At 42.5% G+C, this 19,334-nt stretch carries 18 protein-coding genes and 1 riboswitch; of the genes, 10 read left to right on the top strand and 8 right to left on the bottom strand.

Annotation, left to right across the window (positions count from 1 at the left end; all coding sequences use genetic code 11):
* Nucleotides 1-37: 37 nt before the first annotated feature.
* The 5 genes from torD to WR49_RS00880 all read left to right on the top strand — a co-directional run bounded on the left by torD (nt 38) and on the right by WR49_RS00880 (nt 4,122).
* Nucleotides 38-685 carry a molecular chaperone TorD gene (torD, locus tag WR49_RS00900; RefSeq protein WP_046222749.1) on the top strand — a complete coding sequence of 216 codons (648 nt, stop codon included), beginning with the start codon at nt 38-40 and terminating at the stop codon, nt 683-685.
* A gap of 316 nt (nt 686-1,001) precedes the next feature.
* On the top strand, nt 1,002-2,006 hold the full coding sequence (purR, locus tag WR49_RS00895; protein ID WP_017055044.1) for an HTH-type transcriptional repressor PurR: 1,005 nt from the start codon (nt 1,002-1,004) through the stop codon (nt 2,004-2,006).
* A gap of 170 nt (nt 2,007-2,176) precedes the next feature.
* A riboswitch (cyclic di-GMP riboswitch) is annotated at nt 2,177-2,262 on the top strand.
* Between the two features lie 127 nt (nt 2,263-2,389).
* Complete coding sequence (locus WR49_RS00890) at nt 2,390-2,980, top strand: TfoX/Sxy family DNA transformation protein (protein ID WP_004736448.1); 591 nt, start codon at nt 2,390-2,392, stop codon at nt 2,978-2,980.
* Between the two features lie 132 nt (nt 2,981-3,112).
* On the top strand, nt 3,113-3,793 hold the full coding sequence (locus WR49_RS00885; RefSeq protein ID WP_046222748.1) for a TVP38/TMEM64 family protein: 681 nt from the start codon (nt 3,113-3,115) through the stop codon (nt 3,791-3,793).
* Nucleotides 3,794-3,804: 11 nt separating this feature from the next.
* Nucleotides 3,805-4,122, top strand: a complete 318-nt coding sequence (locus WR49_RS00880) for a putative signal transducing protein (protein ID WP_017055041.1) — start codon at nt 3,805-3,807, stop codon at nt 4,120-4,122.
* A gap of 126 nt (nt 4,123-4,248) precedes the next feature.
* Here the strand turns inward: WR49_RS00880 and WR49_RS00875 are convergent, their stop codons facing one another.
* The 4 genes from WR49_RS00875 to topA form a co-directional block, all read right to left on the bottom strand.
* Nucleotides 4,249-5,046: an alpha/beta fold hydrolase gene (locus WR49_RS00875; protein ID WP_017055040.1), complete on the bottom strand. Its 798-nt coding sequence runs from the start codon at nt 5,044-5,046 to the stop codon at nt 4,249-4,251.
* A 283-nt stretch (nt 5,047-5,329) separates the two neighbouring features.
* Entirely contained in the window at nt 5,330-6,784 is a 1,455-nt protein-coding gene (gene glgA / locus WR49_RS00870) for a glycogen synthase GlgA (protein ID WP_046222747.1), read from the bottom strand.
* Nucleotides 6,774-8,003, bottom strand: a complete 1,230-nt coding sequence (gene glgC, locus WR49_RS00865; RefSeq protein WP_082082726.1) for a glucose-1-phosphate adenylyltransferase — start codon at nt 8,001-8,003, stop codon at nt 6,774-6,776. The genes glgA and glgC overlap by 11 nt, the downstream gene beginning before the upstream one ends.
* A 521-nt stretch (nt 8,004-8,524) precedes the next feature.
* Nucleotides 8,525-11,155 carry a type I DNA topoisomerase gene (gene topA / locus WR49_RS00860; RefSeq protein ID WP_046222745.1) on the bottom strand — a complete coding sequence of 877 codons (2,631 nt, stop codon included), beginning with the start codon at nt 11,153-11,155 and terminating at the stop codon, nt 8,525-8,527.
* Between the two features lie 439 nt (nt 11,156-11,594).
* Here topA and WR49_RS00855 point away from each other — a divergent pair, with 439 nt between their 5' ends.
* Nucleotides 11,595-11,840, top strand: a complete 246-nt coding sequence (locus WR49_RS00855; RefSeq protein WP_017055036.1) for a YciN family protein — start codon at nt 11,595-11,597, stop codon at nt 11,838-11,840.
* A 59-nt stretch (nt 11,841-11,899) separates the two neighbouring features.
* Here the strand turns inward: WR49_RS00855 and aroA are convergent, their stop codons facing one another.
* Both aroA and WR49_RS00845 read right to left on the bottom strand, forming a co-directional pair.
* Nucleotides 11,900-13,180 carry a 3-phosphoshikimate 1-carboxyvinyltransferase gene (gene aroA, locus WR49_RS00850; RefSeq protein WP_046222744.1) on the bottom strand — a complete coding sequence of 427 codons (1,281 nt, stop codon included), beginning with the start codon at nt 13,178-13,180 and terminating at the stop codon, nt 11,900-11,902.
* 162 nt (nt 13,181-13,342) lie between these two features.
* On the bottom strand, nt 13,343-13,798 hold the full coding sequence (locus WR49_RS00845; RefSeq protein WP_017055034.1) for a glycine zipper 2TM domain-containing protein: 456 nt from the start codon (nt 13,796-13,798) through the stop codon (nt 13,343-13,345).
* Nucleotides 13,799-13,851: 53 nt separating this feature from the next.
* Here WR49_RS00845 and aat point away from each other — a divergent pair, with 53 nt between their 5' ends.
* The 3 genes from aat (at nt 13,852) to infA (ending at nt 15,560) form a co-directional block, all read left to right on the top strand.
* Entirely contained in the window at nt 13,852-14,562 is a 711-nt protein-coding gene (gene aat / locus WR49_RS00840; protein WP_046222743.1) for a leucyl/phenylalanyl-tRNA--protein transferase, read from the top strand.
* Nucleotides 14,562-15,260 carry an arginyltransferase gene (locus WR49_RS00835; protein WP_046222742.1) on the top strand — a complete coding sequence of 233 codons (699 nt, stop codon included), beginning with the start codon at nt 14,562-14,564 and terminating at the stop codon, nt 15,258-15,260. The genes aat and WR49_RS00835 overlap by 1 nt, the downstream gene beginning before the upstream one ends.
* 81 nt (nt 15,261-15,341) lie before the next feature.
* A complete protein-coding gene (gene infA, locus WR49_RS00830) occupies nt 15,342-15,560 on the top strand; it encodes a translation initiation factor IF-1 (protein ID WP_001040192.1) in 219 nt (72 codons plus the stop codon).
* 173 nt (nt 15,561-15,733) lie between these two features.
* On the opposite strand, the gene clpA is transcribed toward infA, so the two are convergent.
* Together clpA and clpS are read right to left on the bottom strand one after the other, a co-directional pair.
* Nucleotides 15,734-18,007: an ATP-dependent Clp protease ATP-binding subunit ClpA gene (clpA, locus tag WR49_RS00825; RefSeq protein ID WP_046222741.1), complete on the bottom strand. Its 2,274-nt coding sequence runs from the start codon at nt 18,005-18,007 to the stop codon at nt 15,734-15,736.
* Between the two features lie 39 nt (nt 18,008-18,046).
* Nucleotides 18,047-18,367, bottom strand: a complete 321-nt coding sequence (clpS, locus tag WR49_RS00820; protein WP_029626771.1) for an ATP-dependent Clp protease adapter ClpS — start codon at nt 18,365-18,367, stop codon at nt 18,047-18,049.
* A 585-nt stretch (nt 18,368-18,952) separates the two neighbouring features.
* On the opposite strand from clpS, the gene cspD reads away from it, so the two are divergent.
* Nucleotides 18,953-19,174, top strand: coding sequence for a cold shock domain-containing protein CspD (cspD, locus tag WR49_RS00815; protein ID WP_046222740.1), 222 nt, complete (start codon nt 18,953-18,955; stop codon nt 19,172-19,174).
* The last annotated feature ends 160 nt before the right edge of the window (nt 19,175-19,334 follow it).

The raw sequence follows: 19,334 nt of genomic DNA, 5'->3' as shown, positions 1-19,334 counted from the left end.
CCCCGGGTATACGAAAGACGATATTAGGATCAATCCAATGAAAGATACAAAAGCGTTCAACGAACAAAGAGCAGAAATCTACTGGTGGTTGTCAAGCTTATTCGCTAAAGAACTCACTCAAGAAGAACTCGATCACTACCACTCTGTTGAAATTCGTTCTTTCCTAACTGGTTTAGGCGAAAATGAAACACTAAAGCCTGCGATTGATAAGTTAGTGGACGCGCTGAACCGCCTACAAACACGTGAAGATGCTCAGCTAGAACTGTCTGCAGACTTTTGTGACCTTTTCTTAAAAACAGATAAACATGGCGCCCTTCCATACGCTTCTATGTATATCGGCGAAACTGGCCTTTTGAATGATAAGCCAGCAAAAGATATGGAAGAGATCATGGCTAAGCACAACTTAGTCGTGAACCAAGATCTAAAAGAGCCAGCAGACCACATTGCTATCGAACTCGATTTCCTTGGTAACTTGATCATTCGCTCTAACGAAACTGAGCTTGAAGAAAAGCTAGAAAAATCATTTTCCGTTCAACAACAGTTTATCGAACAACAACTCCTTACTTGGGTACCCAAGTTCAACGTGAAATGTCATGACGTTGACGAATTCGGTTTCTACGCTTCAGTCTCATCTCTATTACTCGCCTTCTGTAATTTAGACGCTCAATATCTAGCTGGTGACTAAGCTTATTGCATGACTAGGTAAATAAATTCAATAGAATGTGACAATTCACCCGGATTTCAGGGTGAATTTTATTGCGAGTAACTTCTAGTCAGTCTAAAATTGTGACCGCAAACGATAAAATATGAAACATTCACGAAATGCTATGCTTATTTAAGTTCAGAGCATTTCGGTGTTAAGACAAGCCGCTCAATAGCGGTTTTTTGTTTTTTAGCACGTTAGTACCCAAAGAGCCCTACAAATTATAGCTCTTAGTTAGGTAGCTTAACGGCTACTTTATTCCGTACTTTGGGAAAGTAGCTTCTAATAGGATAAAACCATGGCCACGATAAAAGATGTCGCTCGCTTAGCCGGCGTATCGACAACAACCGTTTCTCACGTAATCAATAAAACACGTTTTGTTGCAGAAGCGACTCAAGAAAAAGTAAACAAAGCTGTAGACGAACTGAACTATGCGCCAAGTGCTGTAGCTCGTAGCTTGAAGTGCAATACAACGCGTACTATCGGCATGCTTGTTACTCAATCAACCAACCTATTCTTCTCTGAAGTTATCGATGGTGTTGAAAGCTACTGCTACCGTCAAGGTTACACTTTGATCCTGTGTAACACAGGTGGTATCTATGAGAAGCAACGTGACTACATTCGAATGCTGGCAGAGAAACGTGTAGATGGCATCTTAGTTATGTGTTCAGACCTAACTGAAGAACTAAGAGTGATGTTAGACCGTCACGCTGACATCCCGAAAGTTATTATGGACTGGGGCCCAGAGAGCTCTCAAGCTGATAAGATCATTGATAACTCTGAAGAAGGTGGCTACCTAGCAACCAAGTACCTGATTGAACGCGGTCACTCTAAAATTGCCTGTTTAAGTGGCCACTTAGACAAAGCAGCATGTGTTGAACGCATTGCCGGATACAAGCGCGCACTGAACGAAGCTAAGATTTCTACCGATAATAACATGATCATCGAAGGCAACTTCGAGTGCGATACGGCAGTTCTTGCTGCAGAGCAAATCGTTGAGATGGAAGATCGCCCGACGGCTGTATTCTGCTTTAATGACACGATGGCACTAGGTCTAATGAGTCGCCTGCAACAGAAAGGTATTCGTATTCCTGAAGATATTTCGATCATTGGTTACGACAACATCGAGCTAGCTGAATACTTTTCACCACCTTTAACAACGGTGCACCAACCGAAACGTCGTGTTGGTAAAAATGCTTTCGAAATTCTATTAGAACGTATAAAAGACAAAGATCATGAAAAACGTGTCTTCGAAATGCACCCTGAAATCGTAGAGCGATGTACAGTTAAAACGTTAAATTAATTGATAAAATGAGTTTAATTTCATCAAGCGCACCTTTAGGTGCGCTTTTTTTATCAGCACCCAAAGTGAACCTAGATGCACAATACAAAGATCATTAATTGAAGCAATATCACATTTTGAAATAACAAGTGTGAGCCTCATTCAACAAAAACTTTATTCTATTCAATCAGTCACGCACAGGGCAAACCACTCGAAAGAGTGAGACGCAAAGCTTCCGGCCTAAACCACTCGTTGGTATGGTAGCGGGGTTACCGATGGCAAAATGCAGTAACTACTAATAATTTAGTAATTTACGGCTTATTGACAATTTAATTGCAACATTTTGCTAATCTCTCGGACCTGCTTATTTGGTGGCGTACTTCAAATACACCGAGATAAATAACATGGATAAACCGATACTAAAGGACTCAATGAAGTTATTTGAGTCCCTAGGAAAAATAAAATCACGCTCAATGTTTGGTGGATTCGGTCTTTTTGCTGATGACACAATGTTTGCTCTGGTTGTTAATGACCAACTGCACATACGAGCAGATAAATGCACAACAAAGCAATTCGAACAACAAGGGTTTCAACCGTACGTCTACAAAAAACGTGGTTTCCCTGTTGTTACTAAATATTTCGCTTTACCTGAAGGCCTATGGCAAGACCAAGAGAAAATCTTGCAGCTTGCAACCACGTCTCTGGGTTTTGCTAAAGAAGAAAAAGCTGAGCAGTCTTCTGCCAAGCCGACCCGACTCAAAGATCTGCCTAATCTTCGACTCGCTACCGAGCGTATGTTGAAAAAGGCAGGAATCGATTCTGTAGAACGTTTATATGAATCTGGCTCTGTAAACGCATTTAACGCCATCAAAGAATCGCATGCGTCTTCTGTCAGTATTGAACTACTTTGGGCGCTAGAAGGTGCGATCAATGGTACACATTGGTCTGTTATACCGCAGCAGCGTCGCGAAGAGCTTATCAATCGCGTCAATTAACATTGTCAGTGCAATATATACATAACTAAGCCGCATTTACTGCGGCTTTTTTTATATCTGGTGAAAGTTAATCTATGCTTTGCCTGTCTATCTATACTATCGGTATGCATTGAAAATTTAGAGGAAGTATCAATGAGTAAGAAAATGATATTGGGTATTGTGTTGGTCGTAACCATTGTCTTGTTAGGCATCAATTTCGGCCAGTACTTAACGCTTGAAAATGCTAAGACCCAACAAGCTGTCTTAAATGACTACATTGACAGCAACTTTATTGCAGCTGCCGCTATCTATTTTGTTGCGTATGTAATGATTACTGCTTTCTCAATTCCTGGTGCCGCTGTTGTCACCCTGCTCGGAGCTGCTCTATTTGGTTTCTGGAATAGCTTGCTGCTGGTATCTTTCGCAAGTGCAATTGGTGCTACCCTTGCCTTTCTAAGTAGCCGCTATCTATTACGTGACTGGATTCAAACCAAGTTTGGTGACAAATTGGCGACGATTAACAAGGGGGTTGAAAAAGACGGCGCATTTTACTTATTTTCTTTGCGTCTGATTCCTGTATTCCCATTTTTCCTTATCAACTTGCTGATGGGCCTAACGCCAATGTCGGTCAGTCGTTACTACATTACAAGCCAAATAGGCATGCTACCAGGCACTGCGGTTTTCTTGAACGCCGGTACTCAACTTGCGGAGATTGACTCGCTTTCAGGTATCATTTCCCCTTCAGTATTGTTGTCATTTGCTTTACTCGGGGTGTTCCCAATTTTTGCTAAATGGCTAATGGGCAAATTTCGCTCAACACCGATAACTGATTAAGGTTCTATGTCATGAAAATCTTTGTTGCATCGAATCCGACAGAAGCCCACATCATATGTGGATTGCTAGAAAGTGAGAATATTGCATGTGAGGTCCGTGGTGAGGGGTTGTTTGGTTTAAAAGGGGAACTCCCATTTACAGAAGACACTGACCCGTACGTTTGGCTGTATGAACCAGAACTGGCTAACAAAGCTCGCACTATTGTAAATGATTACCAAAAGCAGCAAGATTCGATCATCTATGAAGAGTGGCGATGTAGTGAGTGTCACGAAGTCAACGAAGCACTATTTGGTTCTTGTTGGCAGTGTGGCGCAGCCTCACCTGAGTAATACGCAAAGACTGTGACAAGAGGTTCGGTTTGATACCTCCTCAATATAAAAACGGGAAGCTAATCTAGCTTCCCGTTTTTATTTCAATTCTATCTAATCATCTAAGCTGATAATAAACCTAGAGAATCATTGGATTTGCTTTTGGATAAACTCGATAGAATGTTGATTGAATGCTTCAGGGTTTTCTACATTGCAGACGTGACCGCAGTTAGCGATTTCAACCAGTTCACTCGACTCATGTGCTTGCACCATTTCCTTTACTGGCTTAATGAACATGTAATCACGCTCTCCCATTAAATAGAGAGTAGGAATGGGTAACTCTCTATCTTTGAAATACTTCATTAGGGGATTAACATCTGCGGTTAAGATGAACCAACGTTTAAACTCTTTTTGGCACAGTTTCTTTGCTTCTCGGATAAACAGATGACGAGACTCTTTTTGGCTTTTTTGTGGCATTACTACATATGCAAAAAGACTGTATAACCACATATAAGGAATAATGTGTTTACTTAAGTTACCTAATTTGATTAAAACTTGAGAACGAGTGTTGAGTTTAGTGACAGCGCCGCCTAATACCATTGAACGCACACGCCCTGCAGCTAACTCCGCAACGTTACGTACTATGATCGTGCCTAAAGACATGCCAACAAAATGTGCAGAACGGATTTTAAGATGGTCTAATACCTTGAGAATATCAAGCGTCACCGATTTGAAGGTATAACGATTCGAAATCAGCCCTTTAAGTATATTGTCTGATTTACCATGCCCTCTCAAGTCAATGAGCAGCAAGTTGAAATGCTGTTTATACGCTTTAATCTGCTTGAACCAGATGGAGGAACTGCCTCCTGCGCCATGCACAAATACAACCCACTCATCGCTCGTAGGGTGAGTAAATGTTTTATGAAATAGTAAACTCTCAGACATACCTATCGCTTTAATTATTGGAATGGAGCTATGCCTCATCACGAGGCGATGACTAGGATATCACGCTATTAAGAACTTTAAGTGATAATAGTGTCAAACCTATCATTAGTCATATGAATACTTACCTCACCTTTTCTACCTGACTAAAATGAGTTTGCAAGCTTTGTCTTCGTAAACGTGATGTGCTCTGACCAGGAAACAAAAAGGCACTCTACAATTAGAGCGCCTTCATTTATTACGAGCGGTTGTTGCTCCCAGCTAATTTTAAAGCTAAGTCAACAAGTTAAAATGCTGAATGGTACATAGCTAGGTATTCTTTAGCCGCATCTTCCCAACTAAAATCTTGCTGCATCGCATAAAGCTGAACGCGCTTAATTTCAGATGGATTTTGCGCATAAAGCAGCAATGAACGATGTAAGACTGCCAGTAACGCCTGCGGTGTTGGTTCATCAAAAGCAAACCCAGTCGCGACTTCAGGATCCTTATCGTAATCATTTACGCTGTCTTTTAAGCCACCGACAGATCGAACAATCGGTAAAGTACCGTAAGCCATGCTGTAGATTTGGTTTAAGCCACAAGGTTCAAATTCAGAAGGCATCAAAAAGAAGTCAGAGCCCGCTTCAACTAAATGCGCCAATTCGTTGTTATACGCTTCAACAAACGAGAACTTATCTGAGTGAAGTGCCGACAGATCTTTTAGCTGACTCGCCAACACTGGATCGCCTGTTCCTACAATCACGATCTGAAGCTCGTTCTTCAAAAACTGCTCGATGATGGGCAATAAATAATGTACGCCTTTTTGATGGGTCAGACGACAAACCATGCCATACACAGCGCAGTCGATAGCTGGCAAACCAACATTTTGTTGCAATTTTTGCTTACACGCCGATTTACCACGAACCATGCTGTGCTTGGTCGCTTTGTATTTGCGAGGTAAAAAATCATCCGTTTCAGGATTCCAAGCACCATAATCACAGCCATTCAAAATACCGAACAAGTCCGAAGCTCTGTGTTGGAACTCTGCTGCCATACCATGACTGCCAAGCTCAGTTTTGAGCTCTACTGCATAGGTTGGGCTTACTGCATTCACTTTATCTGCACACAAAACACCCGCTTTTAACATGGTAACGTGAGTATCACTTACCGCAGCTTCAGGTACGTTATAGCTGTGCATTTCAGGCAGGCACTGCAACTCTTCGTAAGAAAAAACGCCTTTGAAAACCGCGTTGTGAATTGATATAACACTGCGAGTGTTTTCGAAAAATTCGTGCTGGTGATAACGAAACTTAAGCAAGAAAGGAACAAAGCCCGTATGCCAGTCGTTCGCATGAACGATATCAGGTTGGAAACCAAGCTTTGGCAACATATCCAAACACGCGGCGCTAAAAAACGAAAAACGTTCTCCATTGTCAGCGTAAGCTTGGTTGTTCTCTGCATACATTTCTGGGCGGTCGAAATACTGGGCACATTCGATACCTAAAACTTGAACGCCTTCTACGGTCAGTTTCTTAACCTGATAAGCAGTATGAGGCCAATGATCGAGTTCAGTCGATAAAATAACGTCTGCTGAGTCCATGTTTGGAATATTTCTATACGCGGGAATAGTCACTCGAACGTCCTGGTCGAGAGCTTGCAAAGCCTTCGGCAGTGCCTTGGCTACATCAGCCAAGCCACCACTTTTAATCAAGCCTTCAACTTCAGACGCTACAAAAAGTACCGAGAGAGTCTTAGTAACCAACTCGTGCTCCTTTTTCAATAACTACGACACCATCATCAGATACGTGGTAATGCTTTTTGTCTTCTGTCAAATTTACACCAATCTGTGTACCCGGTGCGATGTCTGCATCTTTATCAATGATAACGCGGCGCAGGATACAACCCTCACCCACTTTTACATCACCGAGTAAGATACTTTCGCTGATATCACACGCTGATGCGATATTGCTGCGGAATCCCAATACACTCTTTTCAATACGCGAACCACGTACATAACTACCGCTACACACAAGGCTATCAATGATCTGAATTCGACCATTTGCCGAATCAGTAAACGTAGCTGGTGGTAGTGGTGGGTAATAAGTGTGTAGAGGCCATTTGCGGTTGTATAGTGAGAATGGCGCATCTTTCTTGAGAAGGTCCATGTGCGCTTGCCAGTATGCGTCAATCGTACCTACATCGCGCCAGTAAACTTCTTCTTTCTCACCAGTAATACGGTTGGTGCTGAAATCATAAACAAACACGTCACCACGGGGGAACATGTTTGGAATAATGTCTTTGCCGAAATCGTGTGTCGAACCTTCTCTATCAGCATCTTCCGTTAGTTCAACAAAAAGTTCTTTCGCTTCAAATACGTAGTTGCCCATTGAAACGAGCGCTGATTCTGGATCGCCCGGAATCGACTTCGGATTTGCAGGTTTCTCTTCAAAGCCAATCATACGGCCGTCAGCATCAACCTCAATAACACCAAACTCAGAAGCTTCTGCAAGTGGCATACGTAAAGCTGAAACCGTTAAAGCCGCTCTCTTTTCTTTATGGAAATCAAGCATCTGTTTGATATCCATTTTATAGATGTGGTCAGAACCGAAAATACAGACTTGATCTGGTTCTTCCAACTCCATAAAACCCATATTTTGGTAAATAGCATCTGCCGTACCTTCATACCAACGCTTTCCTTTACGCATTTGCGCTGGAATAGGGTCAATAAAACGATCTGTTATACCACTGATATTCCAACCTTTTTTCATATGATGAAACAAAGATTGTGACTTAAATTGTGTTAACACATAGATCTTCATAAGATCTGCATTGACGAAATTGTTTAAAGCGAAATCAATTAAGCGGTAGCTACCACCGAACGGAACCGAGGGTTTGCTGCGAGATTCTGTTAAAGGTCTCAAGCGCGAGCCTTCGCCACCAGCAAGAATCATTCCCAATACACCAGCCATTTTATTCTCCATATATCTATAGCTTGTCGATGTCAGTACTCGTAGAGGTATCTTCCTCTGGGGGATGAGCACTAACACTTATTCAGGGTACTTAGCGAATATCTATTCACATACAGTGACAATATCCTAAGCCAAACGTTATTATATGTGCATTATTATTTGCACTTAGTTTTATACGTTATCGACTTTCCTGTCGATTTCAATTTTTAATACGCCATTCTGCGCTATATAACCGATTGCTTTTTCTAAGACTTAAAGCAGCTCACACTACCCCCCTCTCAGAGATACATTACATTAACACTCACCACACATTAGGTATACAACTAACCCCAAACTTGAGAGTTACAGTATTTTAATTGAGTTACAATATTGTTAAAGCCACATAAAAAGATACGATTAATCATTTCCTTCATTTTCCTGTGGTCATTTAATAATACTCCAGAACTAACAAGAGTCAATCATTTGCATAATTAGTCATATTTAGATCAAAAAAAAGCAGCCGAATGGCTGCTTTTTCAATCAATAACGTTTAATCACTTTTCTTTGGGCTTTTTACGCTTATCCGTAACTTCCCACTTACCGTCGATGTACAACGCAGTCCAACCGGATGGTTTTCCATCGGCTTCAGTACGAACGTAGTTTTCTTTAGTCTTACGACTAAAACGAACCACTGTCGGCTTACCATCAGGGTCAGCAACTGGCGCTGATGTTAGGTATTTGAATTTAGGTGAAATACGGTCTTTAAAACGAACCAGCTCTTCTACTAATGGCGCACGTGTTTCTCGCGATTTAGGGAAGTTACTCGCCGCCATAAACAGACCAGAAGCACCATCACGAAGCACAAAGTAGGCGTCTGAATTTTCACATGGAAGCTCAGGGAAGTGCACGGGATCTTCTTTAGGTGGCGCAACTTCGCCATTTTTCAGAATTTTACGAGTGTTTTTACAATCTTCACTCGTACAGTCCATGTATTTACCAAAACGACCGTTCTTCAAAACCATGTCAGAACCACACTTATCACATTCAACAAGCGGACCATCGTAGCCTTTCACTTTAAATTCGCCGTACTCAACCACATAACCTTCACAGTTCGGGTTGTTACCACACACGTGCATCTTACGCTTATCATCGATTAGATAAGCATCCATTGCTGTTTCACAGATAGGACAACGTTTTTTGGCTCGAAGTGCTGCGGTTTCAACGTCTTCTTCAAGCACGTTGATAATGCCTTCTTCATCACCCAGGTTGATGGTTGTCTTACAACGCTCTTTTGGTGGAAGTGCATAGCCAGAACAACCAAGGAATACGCCCGTCGAAGCCGTACGAATACCCATTCTACGGCTACAAGTCGGACACTCAATATCGGTTTCCACGATATGATTTGGCTTCATGCCACCAGCGTCTTCGTCTAAGTCTGCTTTTTCCAAATCGCCAGTAAAGTCTTCGAAGAAGTTATCTAGCACGCCTTTCCAGCTTGCTTCGCCTTCTGCGATTTGGTCCAACTTCTGCTCCATACGAGCAGTGAAGTCGTAGTTCATTAGGTCATTGAAGCTGCCGTCTAGACGGTCAGTGACAATTTCACCCATCTTCTCAGCATAGAAACGGCGTTGTTCAACTTTCACGTAACCACGATCTTGAATCGTCGAGATGATCGATGCATAAGTTGAAGGACGACCAATACCACGCTTCTCAAGCTCTTTAACAAGTGCCGCTTCAGTGAAACGTGCCGGTGGCTTAGTGAAGTGCTGTTTAGGGTCTAACGCAATGAGATCGAGCTTATCGCCAATCTGCACTGCTGGAAGAATCGAGTCTTCGTTTTTACCCATTGGGCGTTGAACGCGTGTCCAACCATCAAATTTAAGGATACGACCTTTCGCTTTTAGCGTGTACTCGTCAGCTTTAACGCTTACTGTCGTTGAATCGTATTGAGCTGGTGTCATTTGACATGCTACGAATTGATTCCAAATCAGCGAGTAAAGCTTGTGTGCGTCTGCGTCTACTCCGTTTAGATCTTCAGACTTAACATCTACACTTGAAGGACGAATCGCTTCGTGGGCTTCTTGAGCCCCCTCTTTGCTGCCGTATACCAGCGCTTTAGGTGGAAGGTATTTCGCGCCGTACTCAGAACCAATGTATTCACGAGCGGCTTCTACAGCTTCTGAACTCAAGTTGGTTGAGTCAGTACGCATATAAGTGATGTAACCCGCTTCATACAGGCGTTGAGCCAGCATCATGGTTTTCTTTACGCCGTAACCAAGACGCGTACTCGCCGCTTGTTGCAATGTCGATGTAATGTAAGGTGCAGACGGCTTACTCTTCGTAGGGCGGTCTTCACGCTTACATACTTCGTATTGGGCTTTTTCTAAAACACTAACTGCAGCTTGAGTTTGCGCTTCGTTTTCAGGTTTAAACGCAACACCATCTTTCTGCGCGACTTGTAGCCTGAAATCTGTTTTATCTGTTGTTTTAGTGTCAGCATGTACATCCCAAAACTCTTCAGGGATGAAAGCGTTAATCTCTCGCTCACGCTCAACCAACAGCTTAACGGCTACCGATTGAACACGACCTGCGGACAGGCCTCGTGCTACTTTCTTCCAAAGCAGAGGTGACACCATAAAGCCAACAATACGGTCCATAAAACGTCGTGCTTGTTGTGCGTTTACGCCATCAATGTTTAGCTCACCTGGAGTTTCGAAAGCTTGTTGAATAGCATTCTTGGTGATTTCGTTAAAGACCACTCGCTTGTATCGCGTTTCATCGCCACCGATGATCTCACGAAGGTGCCATGCGATAGCTTCTCCTTCGCGGTCCAAATCGGTTGCGAGATAAACGTGGTCTGCGTTCTCAGCCAGTTTTTGTAATTCAGCAACAACTTTTTCTTTACCAGGTAAGATTTGGTAATTCGCTTCCCACTCTTTGTAAGGGTTAATACCCATTTTTTTAATAAGTGCTTTACGATCTTTTTCTTTTTTGATACGAGCTTTCTCTTCTGGGCTCATACCCTTGGTTGAAACTGCAGCAGCCTTTTTACCAGTACTTTGACCTGCCGTTGGTAAATCACGTACGTGACCTACACTCGACTTAACGACAAAGTCTTTGCCAAGGTATTTATTGATAGTTTTAGCCTTGGCTGGCGACTCCACTATAACGAGCGATTTACCCATATTGACTCTAACGTCCTTAATCACGATGCTTCAGCACCAACAATTTAACTTGCGGGCTTTTACGCATGATATTCTAAATTCATTGCTTCTTTTTTTACTATTGTGCGAGATTACTAGAAGATCAACCGCTTTTTTCAAAATTGGATCTGATCGCTCGACAATTCGACGACTCATAGATAAAGGGTCACAATATAAAGAAGCTATAAAGTACTCACGAAGAATACTTGCAAGAGCCTATTCATCAGGCATTACGTCTAAACGGGCTCATACTAAGCTTGTCCGCGAATCTAACGCGAGTTCCATTCAATTATTTTTGTCGTAAATCACAAAATAAATTGTGGATATTCGAAAAAGACTCTCTTAAACGGTTGTGAAATCATTGAATTTCTAGTTCGACACCATAAACTCAACATTATATTCAGTTATCAGAGATAAACTCATGACAAAGAAAGTAATAGCAGAATTTGATTTACTGCTTATCGCAAACCAAATTATCCAATCACATGATGACTACATTGAAGGCATGCGCGCAAACAGCGTAGTAGAAAAAGACGATGTTCTAATTTTCAAAGGTGAATATTTCTTAGACAGTAATGGAATGCCAACAGAACATACAACCGCGGTATTTAACATGTTTAAATACTTAGCGCACCATCTTTCGAAAGAATTTACGCTTCAGCAATAATTCAAAAGCTTGCCATTTAGGCAAGCTTTTTACTTCCTCAACCTATATATGTTGCATTTTTATAGACTTAGCATTTTCAGCTTATCGAAGTAGCCAGGGAATGTCTTTGAAGTACAACCTGGATCATTGATGGTAACCGGCGTATCGCTCAAGGCCACTAACGAGAAACACATCGCCATACGGTGATCATCATAAGTATCAATCGCCGCGTGTGTCAGTTCAGCTACTGGGTTAACGATGAGGTAATCTTCTCCCTCTTCCACTTCAGCACCGACTTTACGCAGCTCGGTTGCCATTGCAGCCAAGCGGTCTGTCTCTTTCACACGCCAGTTGTAGACATTACGGATTGCCGTTGTGCCTTTCGCAAACAATGCGGTTGTCGCGATAGTCATCGCCGCATCTGGGATATGGTTATAGTCCATATCAATGCCTTTCAGCTCGCCACAACGAGAGATAACGTAGTCGTCACCCCATTCGATTTCCGCACCCATTTTCTCAAGCGCATCAGCGAATTGGATATCACCTTGGATACTGTTTTTACCAATACCAGTGACCTTAATCTCACCACCTTTGATAGCAGCGGCTGCAAGGAAATATGACGCAGATGATGCATCACCTTCAACCAAGAAATCACCCGGTGCCGAGTAAGATTGCCCCGTAGGAATCACAAACTCTTGGTAATCGTTGTTGATCACGTCCACACCAAATTGCTTCATGATGTGCAGCGTAATATCGATGTAAGGTTTAGAAACCAATTCACCGTCAATTTTAATGGTCACTTCACCTTCAGCTAAGGGCGCAGCCATCAAAAATGCCGTCAAGAATTGACTAGAGATTGAACCGTCGATAGAAACCGTACCGCTCTTCAGACCTGTGCTTGTGATCTTCAATGGTGGGTAGTTTTCGTTCTCTAAGTATTCAACGTCGGCACCGGCTTCTCGCAGTGCCGTTACTAAGTGGCCAATTGGGCGCTCTTTCATGCGCGGCTCACCAGTAAGAACGTATTCACCGCGGCCTAAACATAGTGCAGCCGCCAACGGACGCATCGCCGTACCCGCGTTACCTAAGAAAAGTTCGAGGGCTTTATCGCTTGAGAACGCACCACCTACACCCGTCACTTCACAAACAGTTTTGTCAGCAGACAACTGATAATCAACACCTAGTTGAGTCAAGGCATTCAACATATGGCGAATGTCATCACTGTCTAGCAAGTTTGTTAGGCGAGTCGTTCCTGTTGAAAGTGCCGCCAAAAGAAGTGCACGGTTGGAAACACTTTTTGAGCCAGGTAGGTTTACTTCCCCACTCACTTTTTGAATTGGTTGTAACGTAAGGCTTTCCATTAAATCTTATAGTCCTTGTACCACCCGAAGTCACTGGCGCGTATTTATTTTCGGGTGATGAATAATTCTTCGTACTTGCAGATTAACTAACTTTTCCAACTAACTCCAGAGCTAATCCCCTTGATAAAGGCGATTAATCAGCCAATCAATAAAACCAACACACTAGTACACGATATCAACGCGAACACCATCAGAAAAATAGAGAATGCGCACATCGTCACCTCGGTTAAACAACATCGAGTTATCGACATCTTGAATAATGTTAACCAACTTGCCCTCTTTGGTTTTGACCAATAACTCGACAAGTTTGTATTCGACTTTGTACTGTGTATTGCCCCGGTTACGAGCTATTCCCGCACCAGCCACTGCGCCCACGGCCGTTGCGACTTCCTTACCAGTGCCACCACCAAACTGATTACCGATCAAGCCACCGATCGCAGCACCCAATAAGGTTTCCCAACCATTCGCTTTCGATTCAACGATCTCTTGTTGAGTGATGTATCTAACCGTATCGATCTCACCATAAACCACCTCATTCACTGGTCGAGCTTGGTTTCTGTTGTAAGCTGCATTTGCCAACATGGGCAAAACAAGTAAAATCCAAAGCAACTTCTTCATGGTAAAACTCCTAAAGACCTCTTGGTCAGTGATTAACCTGTAACGCGGTACTTATGACTATATACCTAACCGAACTTGATACTACTAGTATAGAGTTTCCTTCGCCCTTCGACGCGCTTGATGAACCCAACGGTCTGCTCGCCTTTGGTGGTGATTTGTCACCAATGCGAATTTTGAACGCTTATAGCCAAGGTATATTTCCATGGTACGGCCCAGGTGAGCCTATACTTTGGTGGAGCCCCGCACCGCGAGCGATATTTAATCCTAAGACATTCAAACCATCAAAAAGTCTTAAAAAGTTTCAAAGAAAACATAATTATCGTGTCAGCATTAATCAAGCGACGGACAGAGTAATCGGTTACTGCTCTTCGTTAAGATCCGAAGAGGAAACCTGGCTAAACAACGACATGCAGTTAGCTTACCGCGAACTTGCTTCATTAGGATTCTGTCATTCCGTTGAAGTGTGGCAAGGCGATGAATTGATCGGCGGGCTTTATGGCTTACAAAGAGGCCAAGTCTTTTGCGGTGAATCGATGTTTAGCTTGAAGACCAATGCCTCTAAGATCGCGCTGTGGTACTTTTGTGAACACTTTACCCAGTTCGGTGGGAAGCTCATTGATTGTCAGGTCATGAACCCTCACTTGGAGTCCTTGGGCGCTATAGAGGTCGATAGAAACGAATTCTTAAACGCTCTGCAGTCACTAAAAGAAACCTCCGTTGACGATGCATGCTTTAAAACCCAATGGTTAAAGGAAATGCCTTAATGAATCCAGATTTACAACAAATCAGAATTGGATTAACAGATAATCACGCTTGCAGCTATTTACCACACCTCGAAGAAAGAGTGGCAGTCACGCTTGATGAGCACATGCACACTTCAGAGAGTTATGAAGTTCTGCTCGCAAACGGGTTTCGTCGCAGTGGAACTACCATTTACAAGCCACATTGCGACAATTGCTCAGCATGCCAGGCCATTCGTGTTTCTATCCCAGAAGTTAAGTTCTCCAAAAGCCAAAGACGGGTCCTCAACAAGGCGAAAACATTTCGCTGGGAACTCAAAGACACAATGGATGATAACTGGTTTGATTTATATAGCCGCTACATAACCGCTCGTCATCGTTCGGGAACCATGTATCCACCAAAGAAAAAAGAATTTCTACAATTCTCACAAAATGAGTGGCTTACAACAAAGTTCATGCATATCTACGACGAGAATAAGTTGATCGGAATTGCTGTTACCGATGTTATGGCTCATAGCACTAGCGCGTTTTATACCTTCTTCGATCCAGATATCGACATATCCATGGGAACACTTAGTGTTCTATTCCAAATCCAACACGCCCAGAAAGAGCATAAACAATGGCTATATTTGGGTTATCAAATCGATGAATGCCCTGCAATGAACTATAAAGTACGGTTTCAACGCCATCAAAGGCTAGTAAATCAACGGTGGCAAGGGTAGAATACGCGACAACTTTACATATTTTGATTTTAACGGCACAATCAAGCCGTTGAAAACCGCCAAATTTCGAAAGAGGATTAGATGGCTAAAGAAGACGTAATCGAGATGCAAGGCACTGTCCTTGATACTCTACCAAACACAATGTTCCGTGTTGAACTTGAAAATGGTCACGTAGTGACAGCACACATCTCTGGTAAAATGCGTAAGAACTACATCCGTATTCTTACTGGTGATAAAGTAACTGTTGAGATGACTCCATACGACCTTTCTAAAGGCCGCATCGTCTTCCGTGCTCGTTAATTTTTAATTATCGAATACGATAAGAAGCGGAGCTATATGCTCCGTTTTTTAACACCTAAAATTCCCCATCTCCCAAAAATAAAAAACGCACAACCGAAATCATGCGTTTTATTTTAGCTACGTGTTCATTGAGGCCTAAGCCGCTAGAAAGTTAAATCATTAAGAAATAATGCTTAGTGCATAACTTCTTCTTTCGCCCCTACATAAACAAAGTCTAGTTCGTCTTTTTTCAGGGATACCTTAACTGTACCGCCATCAACCAAGCTACCGAACAACAGCTCATTGGCAAGAGGCTTCTTAAGTTTATCTTGAATCACACGTCCCATAGGGCGAGCTCCCATAGTCTTATCGTAGCCTTTGTCTGCCAACCAGTGACGAGCATCCTCAGAAACCTCTAGAGATACGCCACGTGCGTCCAGTTGAACCTGAAGCTCAACAATAAACTTGTCGACTACTTGGCTAATCACGCTTGGATCCAAGCTATTGAACCAAATAATATTATCAAGACGGTTACGGAACTCAGGAGTAAATACTTTCTTAATTTCCCCCATAGCATCAGGGGCGTGATCTTGTTGGATCAGGCCGATCGATTTCTTCTCGGTTTCAGCAACACCAGCGTTTGTTGTCATCACTAAGATAACGTTACGGAAATCCGCTTTGCGACCGTTGTTATCAGTTAGTGTACCGTTATCCATCACCTGCAGTAACAGGTTGAAGATATCTGGGTGAGCCTTTTCGATCTCATCAAGTAACACAACAGAGTGTGGGTTCTTGATTACCGCGTCAGTCAGTAGACCACCTTGGTCATAACCAACGTAACCTGGAGGCGCACCGATCAAGCGGCTAACCGAGTGACGCTCACCGTACTCAGACATATCAAAGCGCAGCAGTTCAATACCCATCAGTTTAGACAGTTGAACCGTAACCTCGGTTTTACCCACACCAGTAGGACCAGCAAATAGGAATGAACCAACCGGTTTATTGTCAGCACCTAGTCCTGCACGAGTTAGCTTGATCGCTTCGCTCAATACATCGATCGCAGGGTCTTGTCCGAATACCAACATTTTCATGCGTTGATCCAGTTTCTGCAGCGTATCTTTGTCTGAAGACGATACTGATTTCTCAGGAATACGCGCCATCTTCGCCACCATTGACTCAATATCAGCCACACTTACCGTCTTCTTACGACGGCTTGCAGGAGCCAGACGGCTACGAGCGCCAGCTTCATCAATAACGTCAATCGCCTTATCAGGAAGGTGGCGTTCATTAATGTATTTAGCTGACAGCTCCACAGCGGCACGCAACGCTTTATTGGTATAACGCACTTCGTGGTGAGCTTCGTATTTTGGCTTCAGGCCAATCAGAATCTTAGTCGTATCATCTAATGACGGTTCAACAATATCGATTTTCTGGAAACGACGAGATAGCGCACGCTCCTTCTCAAAAATACTGCTGTACTCTTGGTATGTTGTTGAGCCGATGCAACGTAACTTGCCACTGCTTAATAGCGGCTTAATTAGGTTTGCCGCATCAACTTGACCGCCAGATGCCGCACCCGCACCAATAATTGTGTGAATTTCGTCGATAAACAGAATCGCGTCTTCTTCTTTCTCTAGTTGCTTAAGAATTGCTTTGAAGCGTTTCTCAAAATCACCACGATATTTAGTCCCAGCTAGAAGTGAACCAATATCTAAAGAATAAATCACACTGCTCTGAATAATTTCAGGTACTTGTCCTTCAACAATACGCCATGCAAGGCCTTCAGCAATGGCGGTTTTACCTACACCAGCTTCACCCACTAACAAAGGGTTATTCTTACGACGGCGACATAGTACTTGAATTGTACGTTCAAGCTCTTTATCACGCCCGATAAGTGGATCAATGTTACCTTGCTTCGCCACTTCGTTAAGGTTGGTGGCAAAGTTTTCTAGACGGTCTTCAGAATTAGCTTCTTCTGCACTCTCTGTACCACCAAATGAAGCAGACGATGATGAGCTGTCACCTTCGTTATTGACCTTGGTAATACCATGAGAAATAAAATTAACAATATCTAAGCGACTAATGTCGTTTTTCTTGAGTAAATATGCCGCGTGAGATTCTTGCTCACTGAAAATAGCCACAAGTACATTAGCACCTGTTACTTCACTGCGACCTGAAGATTGGACATGAAAAACAGCGCGTTGGAGCACTCGTTGAAAGCTCAGTGTAGGCTGCGTTTCACGAGTCTCATCGCTCTCTGGAATCAGTGGGGTTGTTTGATCGATAAAAATATCGAGCTCGTTGCGAAGAGCGTCGAGATCAGCCTGACAAGCTTGTAGCGCTTCCTTGGCCGCATCATTTTCTAATAATGCTAGTAGGAGGTGTTCGACAGTCATAAATTCATGCCGCTTGTCTCGTGCACGAGCAAATGCACCATTTAAACTCGTCTCTAATTCTTTATTTAGCATAAGTACCTCCTAAGTGAACAACAGTGTTGTTCGAGCAATTTATACTTGCTCCATTGTACATAGTAGCGGATGCTCATTTTCCTTTGAATACATCGTTACCTGAGCTACCTTTGTTTCCGCTATTTCAGCACTGAATGTGCCGCATATAGCTTTACCTTCATAATGAACCTTGAGCATCACTTCCGTTGCTTTTTCGATATCTAGTGAGAAAAATCGCTCTAGTATCTCGATTACAAAGTCCATAGGCGTGTAATCATCGTTATTCAATATAACGTTATACATTGCCGGTGGCTTTACTTTAGTTGTCTCTTTCTCCAGTAGATCTGAGCCTGGAGATGCCCATTCAAAGTTTCTGCTCATATCAGTTTTGCTAAGGGTTATTTTCCGGAAATCGTGAATGTTTAGCTCACTCAAATCTATCATATTCACGCTTTATGGTGTACTAAGAAACTGCACCAAGAAACAGGGCCAAAAAATATTCCTCTATACTGAGCCTAATCCACCATTTCCATAGCTGCAAATAAAAGATCTCGATTAACAGAGTTAACATATGTGATTGATTAAAAAGACACCACAACTATTGACTCTGACAATAAAACCGCCACTAAGTTACTATTTAGTTAATAGTTTGCAGTTAATCTCGAATGTGATTTGTTATTAAAATTGATCAATTTTATACCAATTTACTATTGACTGTGCTCAATCATTAGCTACATTGGAGCTAAAAGGTTTTTAATACATTTTTGCAACATGATTTAAAATCAGCAACACGCTTTAAAAATTAACAATAAGGAATAGTTACGCAGGGTAGCGTTAATTTCCGTAAGCAATGTACGAGGTTCAAGCTATCAGCTGAAGTTCTTTCGCTGATCAGAATGATATCAATCTCACTTACAAAAATTGATATAACAACGTTAGTAATAAAATGCATGAGGGATGTATAGCATGGCTACAGGTACAGTAAAATGGTTTAACAACGCCAAAGGGTTTGGTTTTATTTGTCCAGAAGGTGAAGACGGCGATATTTTCGCGCACTACTCCACAATACAAATGGAAGGTTATCGAACCTTAAAGGCTGGTCAGCAGGTCGACTATGAAGTAGAAAGTGGACCTAAAGGATCGCATGCTAGCTCTATTGTTCCTGTAGAAGGTAGCGCCAGTAAATAGGTTGACTGCCAACACATGTTTACATTCAGTAGTCCTAGTTAAAAACGACTAAGTTACACAGTAAACACTCATTTAGCACTGTATACAGTCTTAAATGGGCGTTTTTTCGAACAATAGACATCAAGTAAAAAACGCTTTAACAGTTCATTAAAGCGTCTTC

The organism is Vibrio sp. ECSMB14106 (assembly GCF_000972265.1).
GTDB classification, from domain to species: domain Bacteria; phylum Pseudomonadota; class Gammaproteobacteria; order Enterobacterales; family Vibrionaceae; genus Vibrio; species Vibrio kanaloae.
The sequence above is the reverse complement of the archived record's forward strand: the minus strand, read 5'-3'. Positions and strand labels throughout refer to the sequence as shown.